Genomic DNA, 15,475 nt, shown 5'->3' on the forward strand with positions numbered 1-15,475 from the left:
CAACGGCCCTCGGACGCGGGTCGAGTCGGCTAGGTGCCGAGCCCGCCCTTGGGCAGGCCGAGGTCCTCAACCTTCGGAAGCTCTTCGACGTTGACGTCCTTGAAGGTGATCACGCGGACGCTCTTGACGAAGCGCGCGCTCCGGTACACGTCCCAGACCCAGGCGTCCTGGAGGGTCAGGTCGAAGTACACCTCGCCGTCCGCCGACCGGGCCTGCAGATCGACGTGGTTGGCGAGGTAGAAGCGGCGCTCGGTCTCCACGACGTAGCTGAACAGCGAGATCACGTCACGGTACTCGCGGTAGAGCTGGAGCTCCATGTCGGTCTCGTAGTTCTCAAGGTCTTCGGCGCTCATAGTCCTATCTTCCCCCAGCCAGAGGCGAGGCCTCATCGATGGATCCGGCTCCGGCGTCGTCGTACTCCTCGGCGGGACCGTCCACGCCCAGACGCCACGAGCGCCGGTGCAGGGAGCTCGGGCCGAACTCCACGAGCGCTGCCCGGTGCTCGGGTGTCGCGTAGCCCTTGTTGACGGTCCAGTTGAAGCGAGGATCGTCGGTGCCGTACTCCACCATCAGCGCGTCGCGGGCGACCTTCGCGAGGATGCTCGCGGCTGCGACCGCCTGGCACTTCAGATCCGCCTTGATCGTGGTGCGCACGGGCACCGAGGGAAGCTCGACGGCTTCCTCGAAGAGCGAGCCCTGGCCCCCACGGCCGAGCCAGTCGTAGTTGCCGTCGAGATGCACGACGTCGGGCACAATCCCGGCGGCAGAGACCTCGCCGAGCGCCCGCACACCGGCGAGGCGGAGGGCGGCCATGATGCCCAACGCGTCGATCTCCTCCGCGGAGGCGTGGCCGACAGCGGCAGCGACGGCCCAGGACCGGACGAGGGGAACGAGCTCGACCCTGCGCTCCGGCGTCAGGAGCTTGCTGTCGCGCAGCACCGTGCGGGTCACGACACTCCGCGCGTCCACCACGACGATCCCTACTGTGACGGGGCCCGCCAGAGCCCCACGGCCAACCTCATCGCAGCCTGCGATGAGCGGGCCGAACTCAGTGGCCAGCCGGTTGACGAAGCGGAGGGTCGGGGCCGGCGCGCCCGGCCCGCGGCGTTTCACCGTGGCGGTGCGTGCTGCCGAGGTGCTCATCGTGGGGACGGCACGGCGCTGAACGTGCCTGGGTAGTTGTCGAGGACCTGGATGCGGTTGAGCGGCCACGCGATCACCGACGCCTTCCCCTCGACGTCATCGAGCGAGATGAAGCCCGAGCCGGGCTGCGCCGCGTCGTGGAAGCGCGAGTCGGACGAGTGGTTGCGGTTGTCGCCCATAACCCAAATGGTGCCCTGCGGGACGGTCACATCGAAAGGCATCGGGCGCGGCGTCTCCGCCGGGTTGACGTACGGCTCGGTGAGCGGCGCCCCGTTCACCGTGATGTGCTGGGACGCGTCGCAGCACACCACGTGGTCGCCGGGAAGACCGATCACGCGCTTGATGAGGTGCTGCTGCGACGTGTCAGGCAGGAGCCCGACGAACTCGAGCGCTTCGGTGACGGGGTTCGGTGTGCTGGGCGGGAGCGACGGGAGCCAGCCCTTCGTGTCCTTGAAGACCACCACGTCGCCGCGCTGGAGGGCCGCATTGCGCGGGATCATCAGGTTGACGAAGATGCGGTCGTTCTCCTCGAGCGTGGGCACCATCGACTCCGACGGGATGTAGAAGGCCTTGAAGAGGAATGTCTTGATGATGAAGGAGAGGACGATGGAGACGGCCAGGATGATGCCGATCTCACGGAGCCAGCCGAGCAGGCCGCCGCGGGCGCGCTTCGCCGGCTTCGCTGGCCGACCGTCGCTGCCGTGGGGCTCGGCCCCCGTTCCCGCTGCGTCGGGGCCGGTTCCGGGGGTGCTTGTCACTGATGGTCCTTCTGGGTGGCGTCGGCGGTCAACCCGCCCAATCTATCAAGCGGCCAGATGATTGCGACCGGCCGTCCGATCACGCTCTGGGTGCGCACGAGTCCCCCGCCCGGTGCACCGAGGAGGGAGCGCGAATCCGCCGATTCGGCTCGGTGGTCCCCGAGGAGCCAAAGGCGCCCGTCGGGCACGACGACGTCGAACGCCTCGGCGCTGGGCTGGTCGCCCGGGTAGAGGTAGGGCTCGTCCAGCGCCTTCCCGTTGACGTCGAGACGCCCGTCCGGGGTGCAGCAGCGCACGTGGTCGCCGGCGACGCCCACCGCCCTCTTGACGTAGATCGTGTCGCTGGCCACGATGCCGAGCCACTCGGCGGCGCCCCGCACGGCGTCGCCGAACCAGCCGCGCCCGGAATCCAGCGGCGCGAACGAGCCGCGGCCGTCGAACACGACGACCTCGCCCCGGCTCACCGGCGCGGAGTCAAGGGCGGTCCGGGCGACGACGATCCTGTCCCCGGGCGCGAGGAGGGGCTCCATGGAGCCTGAGGGGATGAAGAAGACGTCGAAGAACAGTCCCCGGATGACACCCCACACGACAAGGGCCAGGACGATGGCGAGAACGACCGAACGCCAGCCCACTCGGTGGGACTGGCGTTCGGTGCGGACCATGGACGGCGCGGTCTGCGTCTGAGCAGCCTGAGGCTACTTGGCAGAGCTGAAGTCGCGCTTCTCCTTGATCTTGGCGGCCTTGCCGCGGAGCTCGCGCATGTAGTAGAGCTTGGCGCGGCGGACGTCGCCCTTGGTGACAACCTCGATCTTCTCGATGATCGGGGAGTGCACCGGGAAGGTGCGCTCGACGCCGACGCCGAAGGAGACCTTGCGGACCGTGAAGGTCTCGCGGACGCCGTGGCCCTGACGGCCGACGACGAAGCCCTGGAACACCTGAACGCGGGTGTTCTTGCCCTCGATGATGTTCACGTGCACCTTGATGGTGTCGCCGGGCCCGAAGGCGGGAACGTCGGAGCGCAGCGAGGCGGCATCGACGGAGTCGAGAATGTGCATGATCTTCTCCTGGCGAATGCCACAGGTCACTCGCTTTGGTCGCTGGCTCCCCCGTCCATGCGGCGGAGCCCGGAATCCGTGACCGCCAGCCGAAGGACCCGGCGAGGCGGCGTGTCACATGCCGTTGACCCGGGCCCCCTGTGGCAGGCCCGATGTCCGGCAGACACAACGGTCCATTCTGCCACACCCGCGGCCCCGGAGTCACACCGGCGGTTCGGGCTCAGACGCGTCGCAGCCGGCCGTCGGCCACTTCGTAGCCGAGTTCGCGCAGCACTGCACGCTCGGACTTCCCGTACGAGGAGGCGTCGGCGCCGTCGAGGAGTTCCGGACGGCGCGCGGCCGTCCGCCGCAGCTGCTGCTCGAGCCTCCAGGAGGCGATCTTCCCGTGGTTCCCCGACAGCAGCACATCCGGGACGTCGTGGCCCCGCCAGGACGCGGGCTTGGTGTAGACCGGATACTCGAGAAGCCCGTCCGCGTGCGACTCCTCGACGAGCGACTCGGGGTTTCCGACGACGCCGGGCAGCAGCCTCCCGACCGCCTCCACCATCGCCATGACCGCGACCTCTCCCCCATTCAGGACGTAGTCGCCGAGGCTCACCGGCCGGACGTCGAAATGCTCGCCTGCCCACTCGAGCACGCGCTCATCGATCCCCTCGTAGCGCCCGCACGCAAAGGCGAGCGTCGGCTGCTCCGCGAGTTCATATGCCATGGCCTGCGTGAACACCTCCCCGGCCGGCGAGGGGACCACGAGCACAGGTCGGCGCGGCGCAGGTCCCAGCCCGGCGCCGTCGTGCGCGAGCTGCTCCTCGAGGACGCGTTCGAGCGCGAGCGCCCACGGCTCTGGCTTCATCACCATGCCGGCACCGCCGCCGTAGGGCGTGTCGTCGACCGTGCGGTGGCGATCGAAGGTGAAGTCCCGCAGGTCGTGCACCGCGAGGCTCAGCAGGCCGTCCTCCTGGGCGCGGCCCAGGAGGGAGAGCCTGAGCGGGGCGAGGTACTCGGGGAAGATGCTGACGACGTCGATCCGCACCTAGTCCTCCCCGCCCGCCGGGGATTCCGGTTCGCCCTCGTCGCCCCCGCGGTTGAGCTCGAAGAGCCCCGCGGGGGGCGTGACGACGACGAAGCCCGCCTCGACGTCGACCTCGGGCACGATCTCCTCGACGAACGGCACGAGGACCTCGCCGTCGGGCGTGTCGACGACAAGCAGGTCCTGGACCGGCATCGTCTGCAGCGCGGCGACGGTGCCGACCGTGCGCCCCTCGATGCGCACCTGGAGCCCCACGAGCTCGTGCTCGTACCACCCTTCGTCCTCGTCCTCGGCGTCCTCGAGCTCGTCCGTCTCGACGAAGAGGCGGGTCCCGCGGAGCTCCTCCGCGCGGTTGCGGTCGGGCACCTCCGCGAAGGTCAGCAGGAGGACGTCCTTGTTCCAGCGGGCGCCGCGCAGGGTCAGCGGGCCGTTCGAGGCCGGTTCGACGATGAACTCGGCGCCGGGGACGAATCGGTCCTGCGGGGCATCGGTGAGGACCTGCACGGTGACCTCTCCGCGGATTCCGTGGGGCTTGCCGATCCGGGCAACCTGAACGTGCATCGGGTGTGTGCTCTCCTCGGGGAGTGTGGTGGATGGGGCGCAGACGGCTCCGGCCCCTCCACCCTAGCGGGCAGAGGGGCCGGAAAAGGACCTCGAAAGGATGCCGGCTAGCGGCGGCGGTCGGTATCGATCACATCGACCCGCACCGGCTCGCCCTCGGCGAGTGCCGCGACGACCGTGCGGAGCGCACGGGCGGTCCGGCCCTGACGGCCGATGACGCGCCCAAGGTCGTCCTGGTGGACGCGCACCTCGAGGACGTCGCCGCGGCGGTTGCTCTTGGCGACCACCGCAACATCATCGGGGTTGTCGACGATCCCGCGGACGAGATGCTCGAGGGCCTCGGCCAGCAAACTACTCAGCCTCAGTCGTCTCGGCAGGGGCCTCGGCCTCGTCGGCCTTGGACGCCTTCGGCGTGACGGCCTCGGGAAGGATCACGGAGCCCTTCTCGGGGGCCACGAAGGGCTCCTTGCCCTTCGGGTACTTGAGGGTACCCTCGGCGCCGGGAAGGCCCTTGAACTTCTGCCAGTCACCGGTGACCTTGAGGATCGCCTGGACCTGCTCGGTCGGCTGCGCGCCGACACCGAGCCAGTACTGGGCACGCTCGGAGTTCACCTCGATGAACGAGGGCTGCTCGGTCGGGTGGTACTTGCCGATCTCCTCGATCGCCCTGCCATCGCGCTTGGTGCGCGAGTCGGCGACGACGATGCGGTAGTACGGGGCGCGGATCTTGCCGAAGCGCTTGAGTCGAATCTTTACGGCCACTGGTGTGGTCACTCCTGTTTCTGCACATGAGGTAAGCCCGGACTTTTCCGCTCCCGTGGGGCGGGCCGTACTTCGTCAGGGCTCATATGGACACAATGCGCGCGGAGAGAGGGGGCCGCACGGATCGAGTACCTGTCTATTGTGCCAGATGATGTGGCGCTTTGCATTCCGGGGCGCCGGGACGTGCCGGCAGGGTCAGGACCCGGCCCAGACGAAGAGCTCCTGCTGGTCGGAGTCGTCGACGTCGGTCGCGAGCTTGGCGAGCTGCTCGACGTAGTCGTACGCCTCGCGTGCGTCGAAGGGAAGGTCCTCCTGGTCGACCCATGCCGCGGCTACGCTCTCGACGGCGTTCCCCTCGCCCTCGTCGGATTCGTACGCGAGGAGCTCCGCGAGCGCCCGGACCATCGTGCCGGGGACTGCGAGGAGGCTGTCGGACGCGACGTCGACCATGGTGAGCTCGTAGTCCGCGCCGGGGGCGTGCACGGCGGCACCGACGAGGCTGCCGAGCTGTTCGATCTCGTAGTCCGAGACGCCCGGGATGCGGAGGCTCCCGGCGTCGTCCGGGGCGTCACCGCCGTCGAGTTGGGCGGCACGGGCGAGGGCCTGGGTGTGCGTGGACACGAAGACCTCGGCGAAGGGACTGGGAGCGGACACTTCTTCCCCCTCTGCGGCTGATGCGCTCGGCGCTGGTCGGAAAAGCTCAACGTGCCCGCCCCGTCCGGAGCGGACACGTTGAGCGTAGCGCAGGCCGGATCAGCCTTCCACGAGGGCCATGCGGATCTGGTTCTTCCACGGGTCCTCGAACCGGAGCTCGGCACCTGTGTGGCGGCTCGCGACGCCGGCCACCTTGAGCCTGTCCGCCGCGGCACCGAGGTCGTCCTGTGCGGGGACCCTGATGAGCACCTCGCCGAGGCCCAGCGTGTCCTTCCGCGGGCCGGCGCCGCGGGAGTTCCACACGTTCATGGCCATGTGGTGGTGGTAGCGGCCCGCCGAGACGAAGAGCGCCTGGCCGTGCCATCCGGCCGTCTGCTCGAAGCCGAGGGTCCGCACGTAGAACTCGTGCGCAGCGGCGACGTCGCCCACCTGGAGGTGGACGTGGCCGACGCCGGCCGCAGCCTCGCGCTGCCCGCCCACCGACGCCTCGGTCAGGTTCTGGTTCAGGAAGGCCTGCGGGGGCAGCGGGAGGCTGTCCATGACAACCTGGTCGCCGTTCCAGGTCCACGTCTCGCGCGGCTTGTCGAAGTACAGCTCCACCCCGTTGCCCTCCGGGTCCGTGAAGTAGAAGGCCTCGGAGACGAGATGGTCGGCACTGCCCGCGTACAGGCTCGGGTTGTACTGCGCGGCGGAGGCGACGGTCGCGGCCAGATCGGCGCGGTTGTCGAAGAGGATGGCCGTGTGGAAGAGGCCGGCCTCGCCGCGGCTCGGGATCTGCAGGCCCGCCGCCGGGCTCAGGTGCACGATCGGCACTCCCCGTCGCCCGAGGACCACGCCGCCGAGCGTCTCGGCAAACGGCACGAGGCCGAGGGCGCGCTCGTAGTAGTCGAGCATGAGCTTCATGCTGCCGACTTTGAGCATCACGGTGCCCATCTGCAGGTCGGCAGGAAGGAGGTCTCGGGTGGAGGCGGGAACGGTCATGGCGTGCTCCTGAGTGGTGGGGTCTGCATCAAGTGTATGTTTTGTTGAAGCTTCAATTCACCGCAGATATTCCCTAGTCCCGCCGCCTCCTAGGCCTTCGCGTCCGCCTCCCCAGCGGCCGCAACCCGCCGACCCCCGCGGAACACGTGCAGCGGGGCCTGGAGCGCCGAAACGTCCCGGCGGGGGTCCCCGGCCGAGATGACGACGTCGGCGGGATCCCCCTCGGCGAGCCCCGCGGCGCCGAGCCATGCCCGCGCGCCCCAGACCGCGGCGTCGACCGCGGCGGCCGGGCCGATGGCGACGGCGAGCTCGCCGATCTCGTCCGCGATCCGGCCGTGCGCGATCACGCTGCCGGCGTCGGTGCCGGCATAGACGGGCACCCCCGCCGCGTGCGCGCGCGCGACACGCTCGTGGCGCCGTGCCCAGAGAGCGCGCATGTGTGCCGCATAGCGCGGGAACTTCGCCTCTCCTCGCGCCGCGATGTCTGGGAAGGTCGCGATGTTGACCAGGGTCGGCACGATGGGGATCCGCGCCTCCGCGAGACGCGGGATGTGCCGCTCCTGGAGCCCCGTCGCGTGCTCGAGACAGTCGATACCAGCGTCGAGCAGGTGATCGATGGTCGCCTCCGCGAAGGTATGGGCCGTCACGCGTGCGCCCTCGGCATGCGCGGCCGCGACGGCCGCACGCACGACGTCGGGCGGGAAGGCGGGTGCCAGGTCACCGGCATCGCGGTCGATCCAGTCCGCGACGAGCTTGACCCATCCGTCCCCGGCGCGGGCCTCCTTGCGCACCGCCTCGACCAGGTCCTCCGGCTCGACCTCGACGGCGAGGCCCCGCAGGTAGCGACGGCGCCGTGCCAGATGGCGCCCGGCGCGCACGAGTCGCGGCACGTCGTCCCGCGTCTGGAGCCAGCGGGTGTCGGCGGGGCTGCCGCAGTCACGGACCAGGAGCACGCCCGCGGCAGCTTCTGCCCGCGCCTGGGCGAGCGTCTCGCCGTCGTCCGCGGCGCCGCCGGCCACGAGCCCGAGGTGGCAGTGCGCGTCGACGAGACCGGGCAGGGCCCATCCGCCCACCACGTCTGACGCCGCCCGCGCGGGGCGGTGATAGGTGATGCGACCCTCGACGACCCACGCCTCGGGCCGCTCGTCGTCGAGCCCGGCGAGCACGGGGCCGGTCAGGTGAACCACGTCATGCATGCGCCCAGAGTATCGGGCGTGCTAGGGTCCAACGCGTCCACACGGGTGCCCTCGCAAGGGCTGAGATCGGGCTGACGCGGCCTGCGACCGTCGAACCTGTCCGGGTCATGCCGGCGTAGGAAGTGAGAGCTTTCCCTTGAGCACTGAGAACCTGCAAGAACAGCACCCTGCCCACTCGCTCGCGTTCCTCGAGGATGCCGAGCATGGGATCCGCGTCCCGGTCACCGAGATCGCGCTCGACCCCTCCCCCAACGGCGAGGCCAACACCCCGCTGCGGGTCTACCGGACATCGGGTCCGGGAAGCGACCCCGTCGTCGGACTGCCGGCCTACCGCGCCGCGTGGATCGCCGAGCGGGCCGACACCGAGGCGTATGAAGGCCGCGGGCGCAACCTCCTCGATGACGGCCGCTCGGCCCTGCGGAGAGGCGCGGCGTCGGCCGAATGGAAGGGTGCCAAGCCCGTCCCGCTGCGCGCGAAGCCCGGGCGACGGGTGACGCAGATGCACTACGCGCGCGCCGGCGTCGTGACACCCGAGATGCGGTTCGTGGCGCTGCGGGAGAACTGCGATGTGGAGCTGGTCCGCTCCGAGCTCGCGGCGGGACGGGCCATCATTCCGAGCAATATCAACCACCCGGAGTCGGAGCCGATGATCATCGGCAAGGCGTTCCTGGTCAAGATCAATGCCAACATCGGCAACTCCGCGGTGACGTCCTCGATCGCGGAGGAGGTCGACAAGCTCCAGTGGGCAACGAAGTGGGGCGCAGACACGGTCATGGACCTCTCCACGGGCGACGACATCCACACCACGCGTGAGTGGATCGTCCGCAACTCCCCCGTCCCGATCGGCACGGTGCCGATCTACCAGGCCCTCGAGAAGGTCAACGGCGACGCCTCCGCGCTGACGTGGGAGGTCTTCCGCGACACGGTCATCGAGCAGTGCGAGCAGGGCGTGGACTACATGACCATCCACGCTGGCGTGCTCCTGCGCTACGTGCCGCTCACGGCCGAGCGCGTCACCGGGATCGTCTCGCGCGGCGGCTCGATCATGGCCGGGTGGTGCCTTGCGCACCACGAGGAGAACTTCCTGTACACCCACTTCGACGAGCTGTGCGAGATCTTCGCCCAGTACGACGTCGCGTTCTCACTCGGCGACGGGCTCCGCCCCGGCTCCACCGCCGACGCGAACGACGCCGCGCAGTTCGCCGAGCTCGACACGCTGGCCGAGCTCACGAAGCGGGCTTGGAAGTACGACGTCCAGGTCATGGTCGAGGGGCCGGGGCACATCCCGTTCCACCTCGTGCGGGAGAACATCGAGCGGCAGCAGGAGCTGTGCGACGGCGCCCCGTTCTACACCCTGGGCCCCCTCGTCACGGACGTGGCGCCGGGCTACGACCACATCACCTCGGCCATCGGTGCGACCGAGATCGCCCGGTACGGCACCGCGATGCTCTGCTACGTGACGCCGAAGGAGCACCTCGGCCTGCCGAACAAGGACGACGTGAAGACCGGTGTGATCACGTACAAGATCGCCGCCCACGCCGCCGACCTCGCCAAGGGCCACCCCGGGGCGAACGAGCGCGACGACGCCCTCTCGAAGGCCCGCTTCGAGTTCCGCTGGAGGGACCAGTTCTCCCTCTCGCTCGACCCGGCCACCGCCGAGGCGTTCCACGACGAGACGCTCCCGGCGGAGCCGGCCAAGACGGCCCATTTCTGCTCGATGTGCGGGCCGAAGTTCTGCTCGATGCGCATCTCCCAGGACATCCGCAACGAGTTCGGCTCCAAGTCGGCGCAGGAGGCGATCGCCGCAGGCATGGCCGAGAAGTCCGCGGAGTTCCTCGCCCAGGGCGGGAAGGTCTACCTGCCGGAGACGATCTCAGTGGGCGCACCCCAGTAGTCCGGTCCCCCGAGGTCACCCCCTCTGGGCCCGAGGTCACCCCCTCTGGGCTCGAGGTCACCCCGCGCCGCCCTGCACGACGCGGCCACGGGGTGACCTCGACACCACACCCGGTGACCTCGGCGCCACACGGGGTGACCTCGACACCACACCCGGTGACCTCGGCGCCACACCCGGTGACCTCGGCGCCACACGGGGTGACCTCGGCAGGGGGCGGACGACGGCGAAGGGGGCGCCTCCCGCTGGGAGGCGCCCCCTTCCGTGCTTCGGGCGTCCGTCGTGCTTCGGCCGCGAAAGGACCCCGCTACTTGCCGAGGAACTTCTCGAACCCCTTGGGCAGGTTCAGGCTCGAGGGGTCGAAGTCCTGGCCCTGCTGGCCGCCGAAGGCCGAGCCCTGCGAACCGAGCGCCTTCGACGCCCCGGCCGCGCGCCGTGCCTCAGCCTCCCGCGCCTGCTGGGCTGCCTTGGCGGGGTTGCCCGACTTGGCCTTCTTCTTGCCCTTGGCCGGCCCCTTCTTGGAGCCGCCGAAGCCGCCCGGCCCGGGCATGCCCGGCATGCCGGGGATCCCGCCACCGGAGGCCATCTTGCGCATCATCTTCTGCGCCTGGCCGAAGCGCTCGAGGAGGCCGTTGACCTCCGAGACGTGCACGCCCGAGCCTTTCGCGATGCGGGCGCGGCGGGAGCCGTTGATGATCTTGGGCGCGAGGCGCTCGTGCGGCGTCATCGAGCGGACGATGGCCTCGACCCGGTCGATCTCGCGCTCGTCGAACTGCTCGAGCTGCTGCCGCATGTTCTGCGCGCCCGGCATCATCATGAGCATCTTCTTCATCGAGCCCATCTTGCGGATCTGCTGCATCTGCGAGAGGAAGTCCTCGAGGGTGAAGTCCTCCTGGTCGGCGAACTTCTTCGCCATCCGGGCGGCTTCGTCCTTGTCCCAGCTCTTCTCGGCCTGCTCGATGAGCGTGAGGATGTCGCCCATGTCGAGGATGCGCGAGGCCATGCGGTCCGGGTGGAACAGCTCGAAGTCGTCGAGGCCCTCGCCGGTGGACGCGAACATCACCGGGCGGCCGGTCACGGATGCGACCGAGAGGGCCGCGCCGCCGCGGGCGTCGCCGTCGAGCTTGGAGAGCACGACTCCGGTGAAGTCGACGCCTTCTTCGAAGGCCTTCGCGGTGGTGACCGCGTCCTGGCCAATCATCGCGTCGATGACGAAGAGGACCTCGTCCGGGTTGACGGCCGCACGGATGTCCGCGGCCTGCTGCATCATCTCGGCATCGACGCCGAGGCGGCCGGCCGTGTCGACGATCACGACGTCGTGGAGCTTCGCCCGGGCCTCGGCGACGCCGTCGCGGGCGACGGCGACCGGGTCACCGGTGGCGGCCTCGAACTCCGACTGCACCCCGGGGTGCGGAGCGTAGACGGCGACGCCGGCGCGCTGGCCGACCACCTGGAGCTGGGTGACGGCGTTGGGCCGCTGCAGGTCGGCGGCGACGAGGATGGGCGAGTGGCCCTGGGCCTTGAGCCACTTCGCGAGCTTGCCCGCGAGGGTCGTCTTGCCCGCGCCCTGGAGGCCGGCGAGCATGATGACACTCGGGGGATTCTTGGCCAGGCGGAGCCGGCGCGTCTCGCCGCCGAGGATCCCGACGAGCTCCTCGTTGACGATCTTGACGACCTGCTGGCTCGGGTTGAGCGCCCCCGAGACCTCCTCGCCCAGGGCACGCTCACGGATCTTGGCCGCGAAGTCGCGCACGACCGGGACGGCGACGTCGGCGTCGAGCAGCGCACGGCGGATCTCGCGGACCGTGGCATCGACGTCCGCCTCGCTCAGCCTGCCCTTGCCGCGGAGGTTCTTGAAGGTGGCTGTCAGGCGATCCGAGAGGGAATTGAACACGCGGAGTGCACTTCTTTCAGTATCGGGTGTCTGTCCGGACCGGCGCCGTGCGCATGAGGGCACACCCGACGCGCCGCGGCTCCAGCTTTCAAGGGTACCAACTGGCGCGGGCCGAATGGCATGCTGGCACTCGTGACTGCGACTGAGACCACCACGACGCCCACCCGGACGCTGCTCATCCTCGGCGCATCGGGCGACCTGACGGGCCGCCTGCTCCTTCCCGGACTCGCCCAGCTTCTCGCCACCGGCCGGCACCCCGACCTCGTCGTGGTGGGCGCGGGCCACGAGGCGTGGACGGACCAGCAGTGGTCCGAACGCGTCCACGCCGCCACGGAGAAGGCCCTCACGGCAGCGGACGACGCCGGCCAGACGGCTCTCCGACGTCTCCGCACCGACGCCGCATACCGCCAGATCGACGTCACGGCGCCCGGCGCCCTTGCATCGCTGATCGGCTCCCTCACGCCGCCGGTCGCCGTGTACTTCGCCCTCCCGCCCTCGATCACCGAGAAGGCCTGCTCCCTCCTCTCCCATGAGGACCTCCCGGCAGGGACCCGCCTGGTGCTCGAGAAGCCGTTCGGGACAGGCGAACAGAGCGCGCAAGCGCTCAACGCCATCCTCCGTCGCCTTGTCCCCGAGCAGCAGGTGTTCCGCGTGGACCACTTCCTGGGCAAGGGCACGGTGCTGAACATCCTCGGGCTGCGCTTCGCCAACCGGGTGCTCGAGCCCGTGTGGAACCGGGACCACATCGAGAAGGTGGAGATCGTCTTCGACGAGGATCTGGCCCTCGAAGGGCGGGCTGGCTACTACGACACGGCCGGCGCGCTGCGGGACATGGTGCAGAGCCACCTCCTGCACGTCCTCGCGCTCATCGCACTCGACGCGCCGGCGGCCCTCCACGAGCGGGACCTCCGGGACGCGGTCAGCACGGTCCTGCGCAGCGCGCGCGTCCCGCACCCCTATACCGAGTCGACGCGCCGGGCCCGGTACACCTCGGGCAGCATAGGCGAAGGGCCGGTCCCCGACTACGCTGCCGAGCCGGGTGTGGACCCCGCACGCGGCACGGAGACTCTCGCTGAAGTCGAGGTGCGCGTCGACAGCTGGCGGTGGGCGGGCGTTCCCTTCGTGCTGCGCTCGGGCAAGGGCCTCGGGAGGAAGCGCAAGGAGGCGGTGATCACGTTCCGGCCTGTGCCGCACCTTCCGGTGGGGTTCCTCGGTTCCGATGCCCCCACGCGGCTGCGCGTCGGGTTCGGCCCGGACACCCTCCAGCTCGAGGTCGACGTCAACGGCCCCGGCGACGTGCTGACGCTCAACCGTGTGACCCTCGACGCCGACCTCAACGCGCCGGACCTGCTGCCGTACGGCGAGGTCCTCGACGGGGTTCTGGAGGGCGACCCCCTCCTCTCGGTCCGCGGCGACACCGCGGAGGACTGCTGGCGCGTCATCGACCCGGTGCTGGCCGCCTGGGCGGCGGGCGATGTCCCCCTCGAGGAGTACACGGCGGGGAGTACTGGACCGGCGGCCTGGGAAACCTCACGGAGCGGGGACACCGGCGGCGAGGACGGCTGAGAGCGAAGACGACCCTGCTCTAGATCGCGGTGCTGCCGCGTTCTCCCGTGCGGACCCGCACGACGTCGTGCACGTCCACGACCCACACCTTCCCGTCGCCCTGTCGGCCCGTGGACGCGGCAGTGATGATGGTCTCGAGGATCTCGTCCGCCTGCTCGTCAGCCGCCAGGACCTCCACGCGCACCTTGGGAATGAGGTCCACGCTGTACTCCGCGCCCCGGTAGACCTGGACGTAGCCCCGCTGGCGGCCGTAGCCGCTTGCGGAGCTGACGGTCAGCCCCTGGACCCCGTAGGCCTCGAGGCCCTCGCGGATGGAGTCGAGCTTCTCGGGCCGGACGATGGCGGTAATGAGCTTCACGGGCCAACACTACCGGCACGGGTGGCTCCCGCCAGAACCTCCTCACGGGGCGTCTCCCGGTGCTTCTCGAGGTGCTCCTTCAGCAGGGTCTCGACGGTGTGCCTGACGCCGAGCGGGTGGAAGCCGCCGCCGGTCGAGGAGGACGAGTACGCGGTCTCGGCGTGGATCACGAGGTCGACGCCGGCCTCCTCGACGTCCTTCGTGACGCGGAAGCCCATGACAGCCTTGATCGCCAGCGCCAGGGCGAGGGCCACGCCGAACGAGTAGCCGAGCACCGACGCGGTGCCGAGAGCCTGGATGCCGAGGAGGTCCAGCCCGCCGCCGTAGAAGAGGCCGCGGCCGGGGACGGGGGCATCGGGGCTCGCCGCGAGGCCGATGAAGAGCGTGCCCACGATGCCGCCCACGAGGTGCACCCCCACGACATCGAGCGAGTCGTCATAGCCGAACCGGTACTTCAGGCCGACGGCGAGGGCACACACGGCACCGGCGACTGCTCCGAGGACGATCGCCCAGGCGGGCTCGATCGTGGCGCACGACGGCGTGATGGCCACCAGCCCCGCGACCGCGCCGGAGGCCGCGCCGAAGGACGTCGCGTGGCCGTCGCGGACCTTCTCGACCACGAGCCACGACAGGACCGCCGCGCAGGGTGCGACGAGGGTGTTGATCCAGGCGAACGCGGCCTCGCCGTTCGCGGCCAGCGCGGAGCCCGCGTTGAAGCCGAACCAGCCGAACCACAGCAGTCCGCAGCCGAGCATGACGAGCGGGAGGTTGTGGGGGCGGTGCTCCGGGTCCTTGCCGAACCCGACCCGCTTGCCGAGCACGAGCGCCAGGGCCAGGCCGGCAGCGCCTGCCAGGACCTCGACGGCAGTGCCGCCGGCGAAGTCAATCAGGCCGAGGTGGTTGAGCCATCCGCCGATGAACGTGCCCTGGGCGTCAACCTTCGAGTCGAAGACCCAGTGGGCCACGGGGAAGTACACGAAGACGGCGAACAGGCCTGCGAACACCATCCAGGAGGCGAACTTGGCGCGGTCCGCGATGGCCCCGGAGACGAGGGCGACGGTGACGGTCGCGAAGACGCCCTGGAAGCCCACGAAGACGATCTCGGGGATCGTGCCGACGAGCGGCATCGAGCTGTCGGTGGCGAGGAGTCCGTGCAGGCCGAACCGCTCGAACGGGTCCCCGAACAGCCCGTCCCCTGCGTCGGTCCCGAAGGCGATCGAGTAGCCGAAGAGCACCCACAGGACCCCCACCAGGGCCAGCGCGCCGAAGCTCATCATCATCATGTTGAGCATCGACTTCACGCGGGTCATGCCGCCGTAGAAGATGGCGAGGCCGGGGGACATCAGGAGGACGAGGGCTGCCGAGACGAGGACCCAGGCGGTGTCGCCAGCATTCATCGGTGAGGCCTTTCGAGGAACGGATCGCGGAACCGGTCCCGCCTCCGCTCCCCCGAGACGTCTGCAGGACCACCTCATCAAGAGTCCCGCGGGGGTGTTTCCTCTTCGCTAGCGCCGTGTTGCCCGCGTGTTACAGGACTGCCACCGGTATTAATCCCTCGTCACGGCCACGTTAACGCCATGTTTCCGAGGAGGCCGGCTTCGCTGCGCGCGGGCCCGGACGCGGCGGGAG

17 protein-coding genes and 1 riboswitch are annotated in these 15,475 nt (G+C 69.9%); of the genes, 2 read left to right on the plus strand and 15 right to left on the minus strand.

Annotated elements, in window-relative coordinates; translation table 11 throughout:
- Positions 1–29: 29 nt before the first annotated feature.
- The 12 genes from ABD298_RS03760 to ABD298_RS03815 form a co-directional block, all read right to left on the minus strand.
- Positions 30–353, minus strand: a complete 324-nt coding sequence (locus tag ABD298_RS03760; RefSeq protein ID WP_208712739.1) for a DUF2469 domain-containing protein — start codon at positions 351–353, stop codon at positions 30–32.
- A 4-nt stretch (positions 354–357) separates the two neighbouring features.
- The gene (locus ABD298_RS03765) at positions 358–1,143 is read right to left on the minus strand and encodes a ribonuclease HII (RefSeq protein ID WP_344298338.1); all 786 of its coding nucleotides are present in this window, start codon (positions 1,141–1,143) and stop codon (positions 358–360) included.
- Complete coding sequence (gene lepB, locus ABD298_RS03770; RefSeq protein ID WP_344298339.1) at positions 1,140–1,901, minus strand: signal peptidase I; 762 nt, start codon at positions 1,899–1,901, stop codon at positions 1,140–1,142. The genes ABD298_RS03765 and lepB (ABD298_RS03770) overlap by 4 nt, the downstream gene beginning before the upstream one ends.
- On the minus strand, positions 1,898–2,563 hold the full coding sequence (lepB, locus tag ABD298_RS03775) for a signal peptidase I (protein WP_344298340.1): 666 nt from the start codon (positions 2,561–2,563) through the stop codon (positions 1,898–1,900). The genes lepB (ABD298_RS03770) and lepB (ABD298_RS03775) overlap by 4 nt, the downstream gene beginning before the upstream one ends.
- A gap of 33 nt (positions 2,564–2,596) precedes the next feature.
- Positions 2,597–2,956 (minus strand): 50S ribosomal protein L19, encoded by a 360-nt coding sequence (gene rplS, locus ABD298_RS03780; protein ID WP_344298341.1) that lies wholly within the window; start codon positions 2,954–2,956, stop codon positions 2,597–2,599.
- Positions 2,957–3,176: 220 nt separating this feature from the next.
- The gene (gene trmD / locus ABD298_RS03785) at positions 3,177–3,986 is read right to left on the minus strand and encodes a tRNA (guanosine(37)-N1)-methyltransferase TrmD (RefSeq protein WP_344298342.1); all 810 of its coding nucleotides are present in this window, start codon (positions 3,984–3,986) and stop codon (positions 3,177–3,179) included.
- Positions 3,987–4,544, minus strand: a complete 558-nt coding sequence (rimM, locus tag ABD298_RS03790; RefSeq protein ID WP_344298343.1) for a ribosome maturation factor RimM — start codon at positions 4,542–4,544, stop codon at positions 3,987–3,989.
- A 107-nt stretch (positions 4,545–4,651) separates the two neighbouring features.
- Positions 4,652–4,894 carry an RNA-binding protein gene (locus ABD298_RS03795; RefSeq protein WP_208712745.1) on the minus strand — a complete coding sequence of 81 codons (243 nt, stop codon included), beginning with the start codon at positions 4,892–4,894 and terminating at the stop codon, positions 4,652–4,654.
- Position 4,895: 1 nt separating this feature from the next.
- On the minus strand, positions 4,896–5,306 hold the full coding sequence (gene rpsP, locus ABD298_RS03800) for a 30S ribosomal protein S16 (protein WP_344298344.1): 411 nt from the start codon (positions 5,304–5,306) through the stop codon (positions 4,896–4,898).
- 195 nt (positions 5,307–5,501) lie between these two features.
- The gene (locus ABD298_RS03805) at positions 5,502–5,960 is read right to left on the minus strand and encodes a hypothetical protein (RefSeq protein ID WP_344298345.1); all 459 of its coding nucleotides are present in this window, start codon (positions 5,958–5,960) and stop codon (positions 5,502–5,504) included.
- A 99-nt stretch (positions 5,961–6,059) separates the two neighbouring features.
- A complete protein-coding gene (locus tag ABD298_RS03810; protein ID WP_344298346.1) occupies positions 6,060–6,941 on the minus strand; it encodes a VOC family protein in 882 nt (293 codons plus the stop codon).
- A gap of 89 nt (positions 6,942–7,030) precedes the next feature.
- Positions 7,031–8,137, minus strand: coding sequence for an amidohydrolase family protein (locus tag ABD298_RS03815; protein ID WP_344298347.1), 1,107 nt, complete (start codon positions 8,135–8,137; stop codon positions 7,031–7,033).
- A 31-nt stretch (positions 8,138–8,168) separates the two neighbouring features.
- A riboswitch (TPP riboswitch) is annotated at positions 8,169–8,276 on the plus strand.
- Here ABD298_RS03815 and thiC point away from each other — a divergent pair.
- On the plus strand, positions 8,274–10,031 hold the full coding sequence (gene thiC, locus ABD298_RS03820; RefSeq protein ID WP_344298348.1) for a phosphomethylpyrimidine synthase ThiC: 1,758 nt from the start codon (positions 8,274–8,276) through the stop codon (positions 10,029–10,031). (Overlaps the previous riboswitch by 3 nt.)
- Before the next feature lie 304 nt (positions 10,032–10,335).
- Here thiC and ffh read toward each other — a convergent pair whose 3' ends face one another.
- Entirely contained in the window at positions 10,336–11,922 is a 1,587-nt protein-coding gene (ffh, locus tag ABD298_RS03825) for a signal recognition particle protein (protein WP_344298349.1), read from the minus strand.
- A 132-nt stretch (positions 11,923–12,054) separates the two neighbouring features.
- Between ffh and ABD298_RS03830 the strand changes: the two genes are divergently transcribed.
- Positions 12,055–13,488 carry a glucose-6-phosphate dehydrogenase gene (locus tag ABD298_RS03830; protein ID WP_425564294.1) on the plus strand — a complete coding sequence of 478 codons (1,434 nt, stop codon included), beginning with the start codon at positions 12,055–12,057 and terminating at the stop codon, positions 13,486–13,488.
- 19 nt (positions 13,489–13,507) lie between these two features.
- On the opposite strand, the gene ABD298_RS03835 is transcribed toward ABD298_RS03830, so the two are convergent.
- Both ABD298_RS03835 and ABD298_RS03840 read right to left on the minus strand, forming a co-directional pair.
- Complete coding sequence (locus ABD298_RS03835) at positions 13,508–13,846, minus strand: P-II family nitrogen regulator (protein WP_208712753.1); 339 nt, start codon at positions 13,844–13,846, stop codon at positions 13,508–13,510.
- Complete coding sequence (locus tag ABD298_RS03840; RefSeq protein WP_344298350.1) at positions 13,843–15,243, minus strand: ammonium transporter; 1,401 nt, start codon at positions 15,241–15,243, stop codon at positions 13,843–13,845. The genes ABD298_RS03835 and ABD298_RS03840 overlap by 4 nt, the downstream gene beginning before the upstream one ends.
- Between the last annotated feature and the right edge of the window lie 232 nt (positions 15,244–15,475).

The organism is Sinomonas flava (assembly GCF_039531875.1).
GTDB lineage: Bacteria > Actinomycetota > Actinomycetes > Actinomycetales > Micrococcaceae > Sinomonas > Sinomonas flava.